Below are 14480 nucleotides of genomic sequence, written 5' to 3' on the forward strand. Positions count from 1 at the left end.
GATCGCGGATCAGTAGATCAGGATCGAGTCGTAGTAAGCCATGACGTCCTTGGCGTTGGTGGCGTCGAATTGATAGTCCGCGCTGAAGCTCAGGATCGGCTTGTCCGAGCCCCACTCCGTCAGCGTCACGGTGTAATCGCCGTCGTCCGCGCCGGGCTGCCAGGGCTCCAGATCGAGGAACCCCAGGGAATCGCCGGCCAGGTCGCCGATGCCATAGGCCGAGCCATCGATCATGATGGTATCCTCGGTCGGGTCAAAATCGGTGACGGTGCCTGCGAAGCCGCTGTCGAAGACGAAGGTGTCGGCCCCGGCGCCGCCGGTCAGCGTGTCGTTGCCGCTGCCGCCATAGAGGACGTCATCGCCCTCGCCACCGACCAGGGTGTCATTGCCGTCGCCGCCGTAGAGGACATCGTCCCCGGCGCCGCCCGACAGCAAGTCGTCGCCCGCACCGCCGGACAGCGTGTCGTTGCCGGAACCGGCGGTGATCCGGTCGTTGCCGTCGCCGCCATCGACCGTGTTGTTGCCGCCGACGGCGTCGATAATGTCGTTGCCGGCGCCGCCGTAGATGGCGTTATCCTGCGCATCCCCGGTCAGGCCGTCGTCGAACGCGCTGCCGGTCAGGGCCTCGAAGTTGAACACGTCGTCACTGAAGCCGAAGCCGTCCTCGGCCACCTGGTTCGCCGACAGGTCGACGGTGACGCCCGCCTCGGCGTCGGCGAAGCTCAAGGTGTCGAAACCCTCGCCGCCGTCCAGGCTGTCGTGCCCGGCGCCGCCATAGATGGTGTCGTCGCCGGCACCGCCGTCGATGGTGTCGTCTCCGGCGCCGCCGGCCAGGGTGTTGGCGCCGGTGTCGCCGGTGATGACGTCGTCATAGTCCGAGCCGGTGATGTTCTCGATGCTGAACAGCTTGTCGGTGGTGCCGAAGCCGTCCTGCGCCTGGGCGTAGGTGCCGTTGGCGTCGGTGACGGTGGCGGACAGGTCGACCGTGATGCCGGCGATCGAGTGGACGTAGGACGAGGTATCCGAGCCGTCGCCGCCATCGATGTAGTCGTTGCCCTGGCCGCCCAGGAAGACGTCGTCGCCGCCGAAGCCGCGCAATTCGTCGTTGCCGGCATTCTCGGGCGCGACGTAGGTGCCGGAGCCACCGTCCAGATTGTAGCCGGCGATGACGTCGTCGTAGTTGGTGCCGAACAGGTAGTCGCTGCCGGAATCGCCCTGCAGGTACCAGCCCGAATAGGCGCCGATGACGATGAATTGGGTCGTGCCCAGGTCGCCGAGTTCGCTGGTATCGACGTCGAGCGCAATTCCGCCGTCCATACCCATGACCGCACCGTCGGCGCTGATGACCAGAGCCGACTGCATCAGCGAATTGACGAAAGCCTGCTGGGCGGTGGCGCTCAGCGAGCCGAAGCCGTCGCCGTAGATCGCGGCGGCATCGGCGAAATTGATGGTGGCGACGATATCGACGCTGGTGCCGTCGTCGTATTTTATGACGAACGCGCTGTCGATGTTGGTGTCGAGCGAGACGAAGACGTTGCCGCGGTCGCCCGCGCTGACCGGCAGGATCAGGACGTCTTCCAGCGGATTGAAGTCGGTGACCGTGGCGTAGGCGGCCTCCGGCGTCGCCGTGTCGGTCAGGTCCCCGTAGGCGAACGCGGCCTTCAGGGCGTTGCTCACCATTGGAACCATCTTCTTCGCGACGCTGCCGGCCATGCCGTCGAAATTCGAAGCCAGGGCAATGTCGGTGCCGACGCCCAGGCCGGCAACCGCCAGAACCGCCCAATTGACGTCAGCGGATGCGACGAATTCGTCGGTGGCATCGCCGAGAACGAAGGTATCCGCGCCGGCGCCGCCGGTCAGCGTATCGCTCGCGCCGTCGTATAACTGTCCCGAGAACAACCAGTCATTGCCGTCGCCGCCGACCAGTGTGTCGGTGCCCTTGCCGCCGTAGAGGAAATCGTCGCCGGCGCCGCCAAAGAGCGCGTCATTGCCATCGCCGCCGGACAGGAGATCGTTGCCGTCCTCACCGTAGAAGGTGTCGTTGCCGCTGTAGCCATAGACCTTGTCGTCTCCCTGGCCGGCGAACACTGTGGTTGCGCGATCGGAAAACCAGGAATCGCCGCTGTTGCCCTTGATGACGTTGTCGCCATCGTTGCCGATGACCAGCGAGTAGTAGTGCTGGAAACGGCCATATGTCCCCGGAGCGGAATAGACGAAGGCATTGTCATAGGACGCGTCGTCGGCGCCCATGGTCGCGATGCCGTAATCCTCGACCGTGTAGGAATAGCCGCTGCTTCCAGTGACCACCACGTAATCGCTGGCGGCCTTCGAGAAGGAATTGATCGCGTCCATCGCCTCGGTCGAGACATGGACGCCGGCGTCGCTGACGTAATCGTCGTCGTCCGCCTCATATGTATAGGTGGTCATTTTGCGCCTCCCCTGAGCCGGCCCCTTGAAGCCGGCCTGTTCGCGAACGGACCTTTGCCCGTCTCTCTCCCAAAAGGTGTGGACGGGCCGGGCATGCGCCAAATAACATTCCGGTAATGAAATTCACGCCGTTGAAGCTTTGATAATCCTTTGTTTTCAATATCTTGGACGCGCTGATCCGACCCGAGGCGCCGCGGCGGATTCATTGCTTCTCGGTAATGTGCGGTCGGTTGTGCGCTTTTTGGCCCGCGTCAGCCGATCGGCACCAGAGGGCGGTCGACGGCCTGGCGGAGGGCGAATTTCGATTCGATGCGGGCGACGCCGGGCAGACGGCTCAGCGTGTTGGCGTGGAGGCGGGCAAAGTCCGAAAGGTCCTCGGCGACCAGCTCGATCAGGTAATCGCTGCCGCCCGACATCAGGTGGCAGGACAGGACATTCGGGCACTTGGCGAGCGCAGTCTCGAAGGCCTGGAGCGTCTCGTCATTCTGGCGCTCCAGCGAGACCTCGACAAAGGCCTTGACGCCGAGGCCGACGGTCTCGGGATCGATGGTCGCCCGGTAGCCGGCGATGACGCCCGACGCCTCGAGGCCCTGGAGCCGCCGCGTACAGGCGGAGGGCGACAGGCCGACACGGGCCGAGAGCTCGACCGCGGTGGCGCGGCCTTCGCGGGCAAGAACCGCAACGATCTTGCGATCGAATTCGTCGAGCTGCATGATTTCACCGGGTTTGCCGCCAATCGATCCATTTTATTGAAACGGGTGGGCAAACACCACCGGCGGCGGCCCCCGGTTGCCGGGGCGTGCGGCCGCGGGTAACGGTAGCCCGCATGGGCGGACGCACGGTGCTGATCACGACCATCGGGACCCGCGGCGACGTCGAGCCGTTCCTGGCTTTGGCGAAAGGACTGGCCGGCGACGGACATGCCGTCGCGATCTGCACGGCGACCCGCTACCGCGACGGGATCGAGGACGCCGGAATCGGCTTCCTGCCGATGACCGGGGCATTGCTCGACCTGATGGATACCGACGACGGTCGCGCCGCGCTTGGCGGCGTCGGATCCATCGGCGCGATGCGCGCCGGCATGCGCCTGGCGCGATTGGTCAGGCCGATCAACCGGCAGATGATGGCCGACACCCTCGCGGCAGCCGAAACGGCGCGCCCCGACGTCATTGTCTTCCATCCCAAGGCGATGGCGGCGCCGCATGTCGCCGAGTGGCTCGGCATTCCGGCGATCCTCGGCGTGCTGCAGCCGATGTACACGCCGACGGCCGCCTTCCCGGCCGCAGGCTTTCCGGCGCTGCCACTCGGCGGGGCGTATAACCGCGCGACCTACGCGATGGTGCGGGCAAGCTTCGGGCTCTACCGCAAGCCGGTCAACGACTTTCGCCGGTCGCTCGGCCTTGCCCCTGTACGCGACCGAGCCGCAGTGCTGCGGCCCGACACCGCGCGGCCGGCCATGACGCTGCATGCGATCAGCCGTCACGTCCTGGCGCGGCCGGCCGACTGGCCCGAGACGGCGCAGCTCACCGGCTACTGGTTTCTCGACCCGCCGGAGTCGGACTGGCGTCCGCCGCCGGACCTCGCGGCGTTCCTTGCCGCGGGCGAGCCGCCGGTCCATGTCGGCTTTGGCAGCATGCCATCGACGGATCCGGCCGGGCGCGCCGCGCTGGTCGTCGAGGCCCTTGAGCAGGCCGGGGTGCGCGGCCTGATTTCGTCGGGCTGGGGCGGGCTGGCGCCGCAAGGCCATTCGCCACGGATCCTGTCGATCGGCGCGGCGCCCCATGCGTGGCTCTTCCCGAGAATGGCGGCGGTAGTGCACCATGGCGGAGCCGGAACCGCGGCGGCCGGGTTTCGCGCCGGCGTGCCTTGCGTCATCTGTCCTTTCTTCGGCGATCAGCCCTTCTGGGCGCGACGGAGCGTCGATCTCGGCGTCGGGGCGCCGTCCATTCCCCAGCGCAAACTGACGGCAGAGCGTCTCGCCGCCGCGATCCGGCAGGCGGTTTCCGACCCGTCAATCCGGCAGCGGGCGGCCGATCTCGGCCGGCTGATCCGCGACGAAGACGGCGTCCGGTCGGCCATCGCCCTGGTCAACGCGGCGCTGGGCGGGAAGCCGGGCCGCGCGACGCGATCTTCGACGCACGATTAGCCGGCGTTTTCGGCGTTGCCGCACGAATATTGCAAGATTTTCAGAATTTTCGCTTCTTCAATGCCTATCAACGCTGAATCGCGGCGATTCATCACGATACCGTTGCGGCAAAGGGCGTATCATCAAGGCTTAATCCCATCTGGAGGGTCGAGCCGTGCTGATTGGTGTTCCGAAGGAAATCAAGGTCGGCGAGGCGCGCGTCGGGCTGACGCCGAGCGCCGTCGTCGAGTACGTAGCGCACGGCCACAAGGTGCTGGTCGAGACCGGCGCGGGCGCCGGGATCCGGGCCGACGACGACGCCTATGCCGCGGCCGGCGCCACCATCGCCGACGCGGCCGACAAGGTGTTCGCCGAGGCCGACATGATCGTCAAGGTGAAGGAGCCGCAGGCGGCCGAATGGGCACAGCTTCGCCCCGGCCAGATCCTGTTCACCTATCTCCACCTCGCCGCCGACCCCAAGCAGGCGCGTGGCCTGATGGAGTCCGGCGTGACGGCGATCGCCTACGAGACGGTCACCGACAGCAGAGGCGGCCTGCCGCTGCTGGCGCCGATGAGCGAGGTCGCCGGCCGGCTTTCGATCCAGGCGGCGGCGACGGCGCTGCAGAAGCCGAATGGCGGCCGCGGCGTGCTGCTCGGCGGCGTGCCCGGCGTGCAGGCCGGCAAGATCGCCGTCATCGGCGGTGGCGTGGTCGGCACCCAGGCGGCGCAGATGGCGGTCGGCCTCGGCGCCGAGGTGACCATCCTCGACCGCTCGCTGGCGCGGCTGCGCGCCCTCGACGACCTTTTCCACGGCCGCGTCCGCACCCGCTACTCGACGCTCGAGGCGATCCGCGAGGAGGCCTTCTCGGCCGACGCGGTGATCGGCGCCGTGCTGATCCCCGGCGCCTCGGCGCCGCGGCTGATCAGCCGCGACATGCTCTCCGGCATGAAGCCGGGGGCGGTGCTGGTCGATGTCGCGATCGACCAGGGCGGCTGCTTCGAGACCTCGCATCCGACCACCCACGAGTCGCCGACATTCGTCGTCGACGGCGTCGTCCACTACTGCGTCGCCAACATGCCGGGCGCGGTGCCGCTGACCTCCAGCGAGGCGCTGAACAACGCCACCCTGCCCTTCGGCCTCGAACTCGCCGACCACGGCATGGCGGCGCTTGGCCGCGACCCGCATCTGCGGGCCGGGCTCAACGTCCATGGGGGCCGCATCACCCATGCCGCCGTCGCCGAGGCGCTCGGCCTGCCCTTCGAGGCGCCGGACCAGATGCTGGCCGCCTGACCACCCGACATCCTCCCAATTGCAGAAGAGGGCCCCGTTCGCGGGGCCCTTTTCTTATGCCTGCCCGACAAAGGCGAAATAGCGCCGCAGCAGCACCGCCACGGCCGCCATCGCCGGCAACGCCATGACGATGGCCACCGACAACGATACGCCGGTGGCGGCCAGCGCGGCGGCGACCACGCAGCCGGCGAAGCAGCCGACGTCCCAGCCGGCTTCGGTCGCCAGGTGGAAGCGCAGCGGACAGGGCGAGGCCTTGGCCATGTTGTACAGGGCGGCCCCGAGCGGCGGCACGATCAGCGGCATGGCCAGCGCACCCAGCGCATTGGCGATCACCGCCAGCCAGGGCGAACCGAGGCTGACCGAACGCAGGAGGACGACTCCGGCGGCGAAGGCATAGGCGATTGCCACCGTCCGCCGGCCGTGGCCGGCATCGACATGGCGGCCAAGCAGCAGACCGAAGATTGCGCCGGCCAGGCTCGCCAGCGCCATCGCGCCGCCATAGGCGGGGATGCTTTCGGCAAGCGCGACGAACAGGGCGATCTGCCAGACGAAGATGAAGCTGGCGTCGAACCAGCCATCAAGCGTGACGAGGATCACCGCCGGCCACGCCGCGCGGAGGGCGCCCGGCGATTCACGGGCGACCGGGACATTCGGCGCGCCGAGCAGCGGCAGGACGGCCATCGCCTGGACAGGCCAACCGCCGCGAAGGTCCAGCCCGGGCCGACCGTAGCCAGCGCCCAGCCGCCGGCCAGCGGCGCGACGATGCCGACCACCGAGACCAGCGCCTCGCGGGCGCCGATCTGGTGGCCGCGATGCTCGACATCGCCGAGCACGGCGAAATAGGCGTTGTAGGCGAGGAAGTAGAAGACCTCGCCGACCGAGGCGACGACGACCAGCACCACGAGCGCGATGCCGATGCCATCGACCCGGGCGAGCAGCGGATATTGCAGGGCGATGCCGAGCGTGCCGACGATCAGCATCGGCTTGAGGCCCCAGCGCCGGGCGATGGGCAGCATCGCCGGCCGAAGCAGGAAGCGGCCGGTGACGATCGCCGCCTGGGCGAGCAGCGCCACCGGCACCGAAACACCGGCGCGCAGGAGAAAGACGAGGAAGAAGATCGCCCCGGCGCCCTGGGCCAGGGCCTGGATGCCGGAATGCAGATTGACGCGATTGATCGCGTCATTGCGCAGGAATGCCATGAAAACACCAACGGAGAAGCAATGGGGGATCAGGCCGGCGGCAAGCCGGTCAGCGGCGCATTTCCGCTATGAAGTGATCCCACGCATCGAAAGTCCTCCGTCGATCGGACGACTATGGCCGGCGCCGGCCGGATCTGCAATTGGCGGTAGAGCGGTTCTCCGCGGCTGTTGCAGAAATGACGAAGGGCCGCCCCTTGGGACGGCCCTTCCATTGCCTTAACCGCGAGTGCGGTGTGAGCGAAACTCGACCCCGGTCAGGAGGCGCGCACCTCGAAAGAAGTACGGTTCCAGATCAGGTCCACCGCCACACGCGGGGTTTGACAATGAGACACTGGATCACCTCCTTTCAGTTGTTGATGGGTAACAAGACTATGGATCGCGATTCGATTCCCGGCAAGCCCTTTTGTGCAGCGCCACATGAGGGCTGGCGACCGGCGACGATCCGAACGCTGGCGTCCCCTCGCGACGGTCGAAAAGCGGCTGTTCAAGCCTCGACCTCTCGGCTAGCGTCCCGCCATGACGGGTAGCCGGGCGGCGCGGCACCCACAGCTTCCCGACACGCCGGAACAGGAGATCCTAGCGTTCGATGGTGGCCGTGGTCGTGCTCGACGAAGAGGGGCGCTGCAACTACCTGAACGCCATCGCCGAGGTGCTGACCGGGTTTGGCAGCAACGAGGCATTCGGGCGAAAACTCGACGCCATTCTCACCATCGTCGGGCCGGAGCCGCTTCCCGACACGGCACTTGGCGCCGCGGTGCGGCGCTCCGCCGAGGCGGTCGGCGAGACCCGGATGCTCGGGCCGGGCGGTGTGCCGATACCGGTCGCATTCCGGACCGTGCCGCTGCGACGGCAGGACGGCGATCTTCACGGCACGGTCGTCGAACTGATCGACCTGACGGGCGAGACCGGCGCCGGCCGGGCCTTGCGCGAAAGCGAGGAGCGCCTGCGCCTCGCCACGTCCGCGACCGGCATCGGCATCTGGGACGTCAACCCGTCCGTCGGCCACCGGCGCTGGTCGGACGAGTTCCTCGACATCCTCGGTCTGGCGCCGGGAACGGTCGCGGATTCCGAGCTGTTCACGTCGCTGATCCATCCCGACGACCGGGCGGGGGTCGTGGCCGTCTACGACCGGGCCTATTCGACTCCCGGCGACGGCGACTACCATGCCGAGTTCCGCATCCGCCGCGCCAGCGACGGCGCTGAACGATGGGTATCGACGACCGGCCAGGTGACCTTCGACAACGCCGGCAAGCCGATCCGCGGCGTCGGAACGTTGCGCGACATTACCCGGCGCAAGCGGGCCGAGGAGGATAAGGAACTCCTGCTCCACGAGCTCACCCACCGGGTCAAGAACATCCTGGCTCTGGTGCAGGCCATCGTCTCGCAAACGTTACGGGCAACCACCGATCCGGACGAAGCATATGAGCGCATCCTCGCCCGCCTCGGCTCGCTCGCCCGTACCCACGACCTCCTGGTCACCTCGCGCTGGGTCAGCGCCTCGCTCGCCGACCTGCTGACAGCGGCGCTGACGCCCTTTGTCGGCGAGGACGAGGCGCGGGTCAGCCTGTCCGGCGAACGGACGGAGCTCGCGCCGCGCGCCGTATTGACCATCGGCATGATCGCCCATGAACTTGCGACCAACGCCGCCAAATACGGCTCGCTGTCGGTAGCCGGGGGCCGGCTCGACGTCGACTGGACGGTCGACCTCAAGGACAGCGAGCGCTGGGTGTCCATTGATTGGCGGGAAAGCGGCGGGCCACCGGTCTCGCCGCCAAAGGCCCGCGGCTTCGGCTCGAAGCTGATCGAGCGGAGCGTCGAGGTCAACCTGTCCGGGGCGGTCGTCCTCGACTATGCGCCGACCGGCGTCACCTGCCGGATGACCTTTCCGCTGGAGGATTCGCCGAAGCGCGGCGCCGATCCGCACGACGCGACCTGAGCACCGCGATGGACCGGGCCACTCGACTTGAGCCACGTCGTGGCTAGAGTGCGCGGCTTGAATGCTTCGAACCACACCACCGACAGACCTGACCCGACCGGGCCCGCCGCAAGCGCCGCCGCCCGGGCCGCGATCACGTCGCTGAAGCTGACCAACTTCCGCAACTACGCCAGCCTCTCGCTGGCGCTCGACGAGCGGCCGGTGGTGCTGACCGGCCCGAACGGCGCCGGCAAGACCAACCTGCTCGAGGCGGTCTCCTTCCTGTCGCCGGGGCGGGGCATCCGCGGCGCCCGACTGGAGGCGATCGCCCGCCAGGACGGCGATGGCGGCTGGGGGGTCGCGGTCGAACTGACCAACGCGGCCGGCAGCGTCGACCTCGGCACCGGCGTGATCGCCGGCGACGGCGGGCCTGAGGGCAAGCGCCGCGTCCGCATCAACCGCGCCACCGCCGGTTCCTCCGCCGCCTTCCTCGACCACCTGCGGGTCCTGTGGCTGACGCCTGCGATGGACGGGCTGTTCACCGGCGCGCCGGGCGACCGGCGGCGCTTCCTCGACCGGGCGGTGCTGGCCATCGACAAGACCCATGGCACCCGGGCCAACGCCTTCGAGCGGGCGATGCGCGGCCGCAACCGGCTGCTCGGCGAGCCGTCGCCGGACAGCCGCTGGCTCGACGCGATCGAGACCGAGATGGCCGAGCTCGGCGTCGCCATCGCCGCGGCGCGGCGCGAATGGGCGGCGCTGACGGTGGCGATGATCGGCGAGGCGGAAGCCGGCGGCGCCTTCCCGGCGGCGCTGATCGCCCTCGACGGAACGCTTGAGGACGACCTCCAGCACCACTCGGCCAGCGTCGCCGAGGAAGCCTATCGCCGCCGCCTGCAGGCCGAGCGGCGGCGCGACGCGGCGGCGGGGCGGACGCTGGTCGGGCCGCACCGCTCCGACCTGATCGTCCGCCACGGACCAAAGAACATGCCGGCCGAGACCTGCTCGACCGGCGAGCAGAAGGCGTTGCTGGTCGGGCTGGTGCTGGCCCAGACCCGGCTGGTCGCCAAGCTCACCGGCGAGACGCCGATCGTGCTGCTCGACGAGATCGCCGCGCATCTCGATGAAAGCCGCCGGGCGGCGCTGTTCGACCTGCTCGCCCGCCTCGGCTGCCAGGCCTTCATGACCGGCACCGACGACGCGGTTTTCGCCCCGCTCGGCGACCGCGCCCAGCGCTACGCCGTCGCCGACGGTGCGGTCACGGCCTGAGCGGCCGCGGACCGCTCGGCAGCGCCCCGAAATCGCCTATGTTGCACCGCACAAAATCTGCCCGGAATCTTGGCAAAAGGCGGGTAATTCGGCGTTGCAGGTGCTATATAGAGTGTAATGATTCTGGCCCCTCGCGGCAGCGCAACCAGCTTGGTCTGTAAATGGTGGGTCCCCTTGCCGGACCACCGGTGCGCCGCGCCCAAAGCGATCGTAAATTCATGAGCGAAAACAATCCCATCGCCAACAGCGGCGAAGAGTATGGCGCCGAGTCGATCAAGGTCCTCAAGGGCCTCGATGCCGTCCGCAAGCGGCCGGGCATGTATATCGGCGACACCGACGACGGCTCCGGCCTGCACCACATGGTCTATGAAGCGGTCGACAACGCTATCGACGAGGCGCTGGCCGGCCATGCCGACCTGGTCACCGTGACGCTCAATGCCGACGGCTCCTGCACGGTGATCGACAACGGTCGCGGCATCCCGACCGACATCCATTCCGGCGAAGGCGTCTCGGCGGCCGAGGTCATCATGACCCAGCTCCATGCCGGCGGAAAGTTCGACCAGAATTCCTACAAGGTCTCCGGCGGGCTCCACGGCGTCGGCGTCTCGGTGGTCAATGCGCTCGCCTCGTGGCTGAAGCTCAAGATCCGCCGCGACGGCAAGATCCACGAGATGAGCTTCACCCACGGCGTCACCGACGCGCCGCTGGCGGTGACCGGCACCTATGTACCGAACAAGCAGCCGGGCACCTACGAGGGGCGGAGCGGCACCGAGCTGACCTTCCAGCCCTCGCCGGAAACCTTCACCATGGTCGAGTTCGACTATGCGACGCTGGAGCACCGGCTGCGCGAGCTCGCCTTCCTCAATTCCGGCGTCAGGATCATCCTGAGCGACCGCCGCGGCGTCGAGCCGAAGACCGTCGAACTGATCTACGAGGGCGGGCTGGAGGCCTTCGTCCGCTATATCGACCGGGCCAAGAAGCCGATCATCGATCCGCCGATCGTCGTCACCGGCGAGAAGGACGGCATCACCGTCGAACTCGCCATGTGGTGGAACGACAGCTACCACGAAGACACGCTGATCTTCACCAACAACATCCCGCAGCGCGACGGCGGCACCCACCTTGCCGGCTTCCGCGCGGCGCTGACCCGCCAGGTCAACGGCTATGCCGAGGGCCAGGGCACCGCCAAGCGCGAGAAGGTGTCGCTGTCCGGCGACGACTGCCGCGAGGGGCTGACCTCGGTGCTTTCGGTCAAGGTGCCGGACCCGAAATTCTCCTCCCAGACCAAGGACAAGCTGGTGTCCTCGGAAGTCCGGCCGGTGGTCGAGAGCATCGTCAACGAGCGGCTCGGCACATGGTTCGCCGAGCATCCGGCCGAGGCCAAGGCGATCGTCGGCAAGGTGGTGGAAGCCGCCGCCGCCCGCGAGGCGGCCCGCAAGGCGCGCGAACTGACCCGGCGCAAGGGGGCGCTGGAAATCTCCTCGCTCCCCGGCAAACTCGCCGACTGCCAGGAGCGCGACCCGGCCAAGTCCGAGATCTTCATCGTCGAGGGCGACTCGGCTGGCGGCTCGGCCAAGCAGGGCCGGCATCGCGAATACCAGGCGGTGCTGCCGCTCCGCGGCAAGATCCTCAATGTCGAGCGGGCGCGCTTCGACAAGATGCTGGGCTCGGAGCAGATCGGCACGCTGATCACCGCGCTCGGCACCGGCATCGGCATGGACGAGTTCAACGCCGACAAGCTGCGCTACCACAAGATCATCATCATGACGGACGCCGATGTCGACGGCGCCCATATCCGCACCCTGCTGCTCACCTTCTTCTTCCGGCAGATGCCGGAGCTGATCGAGCGCGGCCATATCTTCATCGCCCAGCCGCCGCTCTACAAGGTCAAGCGCGGCTCGTCCGAGCTCTATCTCAAGGACGAGCGGGCGCTGGAGGATTACCTGATCGCAACCGGCCTCGACGACGCGGTGCTCAACCTCGCCAATGGCGAAAGCCGGGCCGGGGCCGACTTGGTCGAGACCGTGCGCGAGGCGCGCTCGGTGGTGCGGACGCTGGAGGGCATGCATTTCCGCTACGACCGCACGGTGGTCGAGCAGGTGGCGATCGCCGGGGCGCTGAACCCGGAGATCCTGTCGGACACCGCCGTCGCCACGGAGGCCGCCGCCTATGTCGCCCGCCGGCTCGACGTGCTGGCCGAGGAGGGCGAGAACGGCTGGACCGGCGCCTTCGACCCGGCCGAGGGCTTCGTCTTCGAGCGCACGGTGCGCGGCGTCAAGCAGGTCTCGGCGATCGACCCGGCGCTGCTCGATTCGGCCGATGCCCGCAAGCTCGACCAGTTCACCGCCCGCCTCCAGCCGGTCTACGAAAAGGCGCCGACCTTCCGCAAGAAGGAGGTCGAGACGATCCTCCACGGCCCCCGCGCCCTGTTCGACGCGGTGCTCGCCGCCGGCCGCAAGGGCGTCTCGATGCAGCGCTACAAGGGGCTGGGCGAGATGAACGCCTCGCAGCTCTGGGAAACCACCCTCGACCCCGAGGCCCGGACGCTCCTCAAGGTCCGCATCAAGGACGGCGACGAGGCCGACGCCAAGATGCTGTTCTCATCGCTGATGGGCGACGAGGTCGAGCCGCGGCGCGAGTTCATCCAGGACAACGCGCTGAACGTGGCGAACCTGGACGTTTAGGGGGGCGTGTGCGGGCGCCTTTGGGCGTTCGCGATACACACACACTCCCGTCATCCTCGGGCTTGACCCGAGGATCGGTCGGGGCACACGAGCGAATGGCGAATTGCGCGGCGCCGGTCGGGCGCAAGCCCCGCCGTGGTGGCGAATGTCATACGTCACGCAACCGGCACCCGATCCTCGGGTCAAGCCCGAGGATGACGGTGTGGGTCAGGCCCGCGATGCGGGTCATGGCCGAGGGTGCTAGTCAGACCGAAGATAGAGATGAGGCCCAGGCGTCGTAGGGTGGGCAAAGCGGCGAAGCCGTGTGCCCACGCGGCGGTCCCGCGTTAATCCACGCCGCTTTCCGCGGCTTTGCCCACCTACGCCGCAAACACCGCGCCGCTCGCGTTGCCCTCACCCCACCGCCACGGCGCGGATGTAGAAGTCGAGCATGGCGGTAAGCGATGCCGGGTTGCGGCGCAGGCGGCTGCGGAGGGCGGCGCCCTCCCAGCAGTCGACAAGCAGGTCGGCCATCTCCCGGACGTCGCAGGTGGCGGGGATGTCGCCCTGCCGGCGGGCCTCTTCAAGGCAGGCGGCGAGGCGCTCGGCGATCGAGGCGAAGCACCACTCGATCTTCTGGCGAAAAACCTCGCTGACGCCGGAGAGTTCCTGGCCGAGGCCGCCCATCAGGCAGCCCATGTAGCCCTCTTCGCGATACAGTTCCTGGGTCATTTCGAAGAAGGCCCGAACCCGCGAGAGCGGCGGCCGGCCCGCATCGCCAAGGCACTCGTCGAGGCCCGCATGCACCGCGGTGACATAGGCGTCGACGACCTGGAGGGCAAAGTCCTCCTTGTCGCGGAAGTGATGGTAGAAGGAGCCCTTGGGGACGCCGGTCGCCGCCAGCAGCGCCTGGATACCGAGGTCGTTGTAGCCGTGCTGCAGCAGCATCGGCATGCCGGTGTCGATCAGGCGTTGCTTGGTCGAATGGGTCTTGGTTGTCATGGGCATCGGGCCGAAGGGGTTCCGGCCATCATCGGCCCGGGCGCCCGGACCATAACCGGTCCGGACGCCGCCTTGCGAGTCTGGTGGGTCGCTGTTTGCGGGCGGAAGCGCGGCGCCGCCTTTGCCGAAAACGCTGCCTCTAGCCCCTGGTCATCTCGATCATGTGGTCGATGACGGTGCTGTGCTCGTGCTGCGGGCTGAACATGACGATCTCGGCGTCGGCATCGACCCGGACGTTGTGGCCGGGCGGCCAGTAGAACAGGTCGTCGGCGTTGACCGTCTCCTCGGCGCCGGCGGCATCGGTCGTCGTGAGTTGGCCGCGCAGCACGAAGCCCCAATGCGGCGACTGGCAGAGGTTGCCCTCCAGGCCCTGGAAGAGCGGCGTGGTGTCGACGCCGGCGGCCAGGGTGAAATACTCGCCGCTGATCTTGCCGTAGCCGCTGGCGTCGCCGAACTCCATGCGCTGGCGCACGGTGGCGCCGGGAATGGCCAGCCTGACGTCTACCTGATCCTTCGCAACACGCATGATCGCTTCTCCCTGTTTCGTTCCTCGTGATGGTCGCGAATGGCGCGGTATTCCGCGGTTCGT

Annotated in this window: 11 protein-coding genes; 5 read left to right on the forward strand and 6 right to left on the reverse strand. The window is 68.0% G+C overall.

The genetic code is table 11. The features are described 5' to 3' along the window. Window positions 1-9: 9 nt before the first annotated feature. A complete protein-coding gene (locus BLT60_RS24960; protein WP_090880374.1) occupies window positions 10-2427 on the reverse strand; it encodes a calcium-binding protein in 2418 nt (805 codons plus the stop codon). A gap of 251 nt (window positions 2428-2678) precedes the next feature. Next, a complete protein-coding gene (locus BLT60_RS21930) occupies window positions 2679-3140 on the reverse strand; it encodes an Lrp/AsnC family transcriptional regulator (RefSeq protein ID WP_090880377.1) in 462 nt (153 codons plus the stop codon). Window positions 3141-3253: 113 nt separating this feature from the next. Here BLT60_RS21930 and BLT60_RS21935 point away from each other — a divergent pair, with 113 nt between their 5' ends. Both BLT60_RS21935 and ald read left to right on the forward strand, forming a co-directional pair. Further along, window positions 3254-4573: a glycosyltransferase gene (locus BLT60_RS21935; RefSeq protein WP_090880380.1), complete on the forward strand. Its 1320-nt coding sequence runs from the start codon at window positions 3254-3256 to the stop codon at window positions 4571-4573. A 154-nt stretch (window positions 4574-4727) separates the two neighbouring features. Next, on the forward strand, window positions 4728-5843 hold the full coding sequence (ald, locus tag BLT60_RS21940) for an alanine dehydrogenase (RefSeq protein WP_090880383.1): 1116 nt from the start codon (window positions 4728-4730) through the stop codon (window positions 5841-5843). Window positions 5844-5897: 54 nt separating this feature from the next. Here the strand turns inward: ald and BLT60_RS21945 are convergent, their stop codons facing one another. Together BLT60_RS21945 and BLT60_RS21950 are read right to left on the reverse strand one after the other, a co-directional pair. Further along, on the reverse strand, window positions 5898-6524 hold the full coding sequence (locus BLT60_RS21945; RefSeq protein WP_090880385.1) for a hypothetical protein: 627 nt from the start codon (window positions 6522-6524) through the stop codon (window positions 5898-5900). After that, window positions 6437-7042, reverse strand: a complete 606-nt coding sequence (locus tag BLT60_RS21950) for an MFS transporter (RefSeq protein WP_090880388.1) — start codon at window positions 7040-7042, stop codon at window positions 6437-6439. Before BLT60_RS21950 ends, BLT60_RS21945 begins: the two co-directional genes overlap by 88 nt. Window positions 7043-7628: 586 nt before the next feature. Between BLT60_RS21950 and BLT60_RS21955 the strand changes: the two genes are divergently transcribed. The 3 genes from BLT60_RS21955 (at window position 7629) to gyrB (ending at window position 12910) form a co-directional block, all read left to right on the forward strand. Further along, the gene (locus BLT60_RS21955) at window positions 7629-8978 is read left to right on the forward strand and encodes a sensor histidine kinase (RefSeq protein WP_090880391.1); all 1350 of its coding nucleotides are present in this window, start codon (window positions 7629-7631) and stop codon (window positions 8976-8978) included. 132 nt (window positions 8979-9110) lie between these two features. Then, on the forward strand, window positions 9111-10226 hold the full coding sequence (gene recF / locus BLT60_RS21960; RefSeq protein WP_244521397.1) for a DNA replication/repair protein RecF: 1116 nt from the start codon (window positions 9111-9113) through the stop codon (window positions 10224-10226). A 218-nt stretch (window positions 10227-10444) separates the two neighbouring features. After that, window positions 10445-12910: a DNA topoisomerase (ATP-hydrolyzing) subunit B gene (gene gyrB / locus BLT60_RS21965; protein ID WP_090880394.1), complete on the forward strand. Its 2466-nt coding sequence runs from the start codon at window positions 10445-10447 to the stop codon at window positions 12908-12910. A 393-nt stretch (window positions 12911-13303) separates the two neighbouring features. On the opposite strand, the gene BLT60_RS21970 is transcribed toward gyrB, so the two are convergent. Further along, the gene (locus BLT60_RS21970; protein ID WP_210185661.1) at window positions 13304-13897 is read right to left on the reverse strand and encodes a TetR/AcrR family transcriptional regulator; all 594 of its coding nucleotides are present in this window, start codon (window positions 13895-13897) and stop codon (window positions 13304-13306) included. A gap of 133 nt (window positions 13898-14030) precedes the next feature. Further along, the gene (locus tag BLT60_RS21975) at window positions 14031-14417 is read right to left on the reverse strand and encodes a cupin domain-containing protein (RefSeq protein ID WP_090880400.1); all 387 of its coding nucleotides are present in this window, start codon (window positions 14415-14417) and stop codon (window positions 14031-14033) included. Between the last annotated feature and the right edge of the window lie 63 nt (window positions 14418-14480).

The organism is Bauldia litoralis (assembly GCF_900104485.1).
Taxonomy (GTDB): Bacteria; Pseudomonadota; Alphaproteobacteria; order Rhizobiales; family Kaistiaceae; genus Bauldia; species Bauldia litoralis.

Coding starts and splice junctions, on each gene's coding strand:
- BLT60_RS24960 (WP_090880374.1), bottom strand. CDS start 2,427: ATGACCACCTATACATATGAGGCGGACGACGACGATTACGTCAGCGAC.
- BLT60_RS21930 (WP_090880377.1), bottom strand. CDS start 3,140: ATGCAGCTCGACGAATTCGATCGCAAGATCGTTGCGGTTCTTGCCCGC.
- BLT60_RS21935 (WP_090880380.1), top strand. CDS start 3,254: ATGGGCGGACGCACGGTGCTGATCACGACCATCGGGACCCGCGGCGAC.
- BLT60_RS21945 (WP_090880385.1), bottom strand. CDS start 6,524: ATGGCCGTCCTGCCGCTGCTCGGCGCGCCGAATGTCCCGGTCGCCCGT.
- BLT60_RS21950 (WP_090880388.1), bottom strand. CDS start 7,042: ATGGCATTCCTGCGCAATGACGCGATCAATCGCGTCAATCTGCATTCC.
- BLT60_RS21955 (WP_090880391.1), top strand. CDS start 7,629: ATGGTGGCCGTGGTCGTGCTCGACGAAGAGGGGCGCTGCAACTACCTG.
- gyrB (WP_090880394.1), top strand. CDS start 10,445: ATGAGCGAAAACAATCCCATCGCCAACAGCGGCGAAGAGTATGGCGCC.
- BLT60_RS21970 (WP_210185661.1), bottom strand. CDS start 13,897: ATGCCCATGACAACCAAGACCCATTCGACCAAGCAACGCCTGATCGAC.
- BLT60_RS21975 (WP_090880400.1), bottom strand. CDS start 14,417: ATGCGTGTTGCGAAGGATCAGGTAGACGTCAGGCTGGCCATTCCCGGC.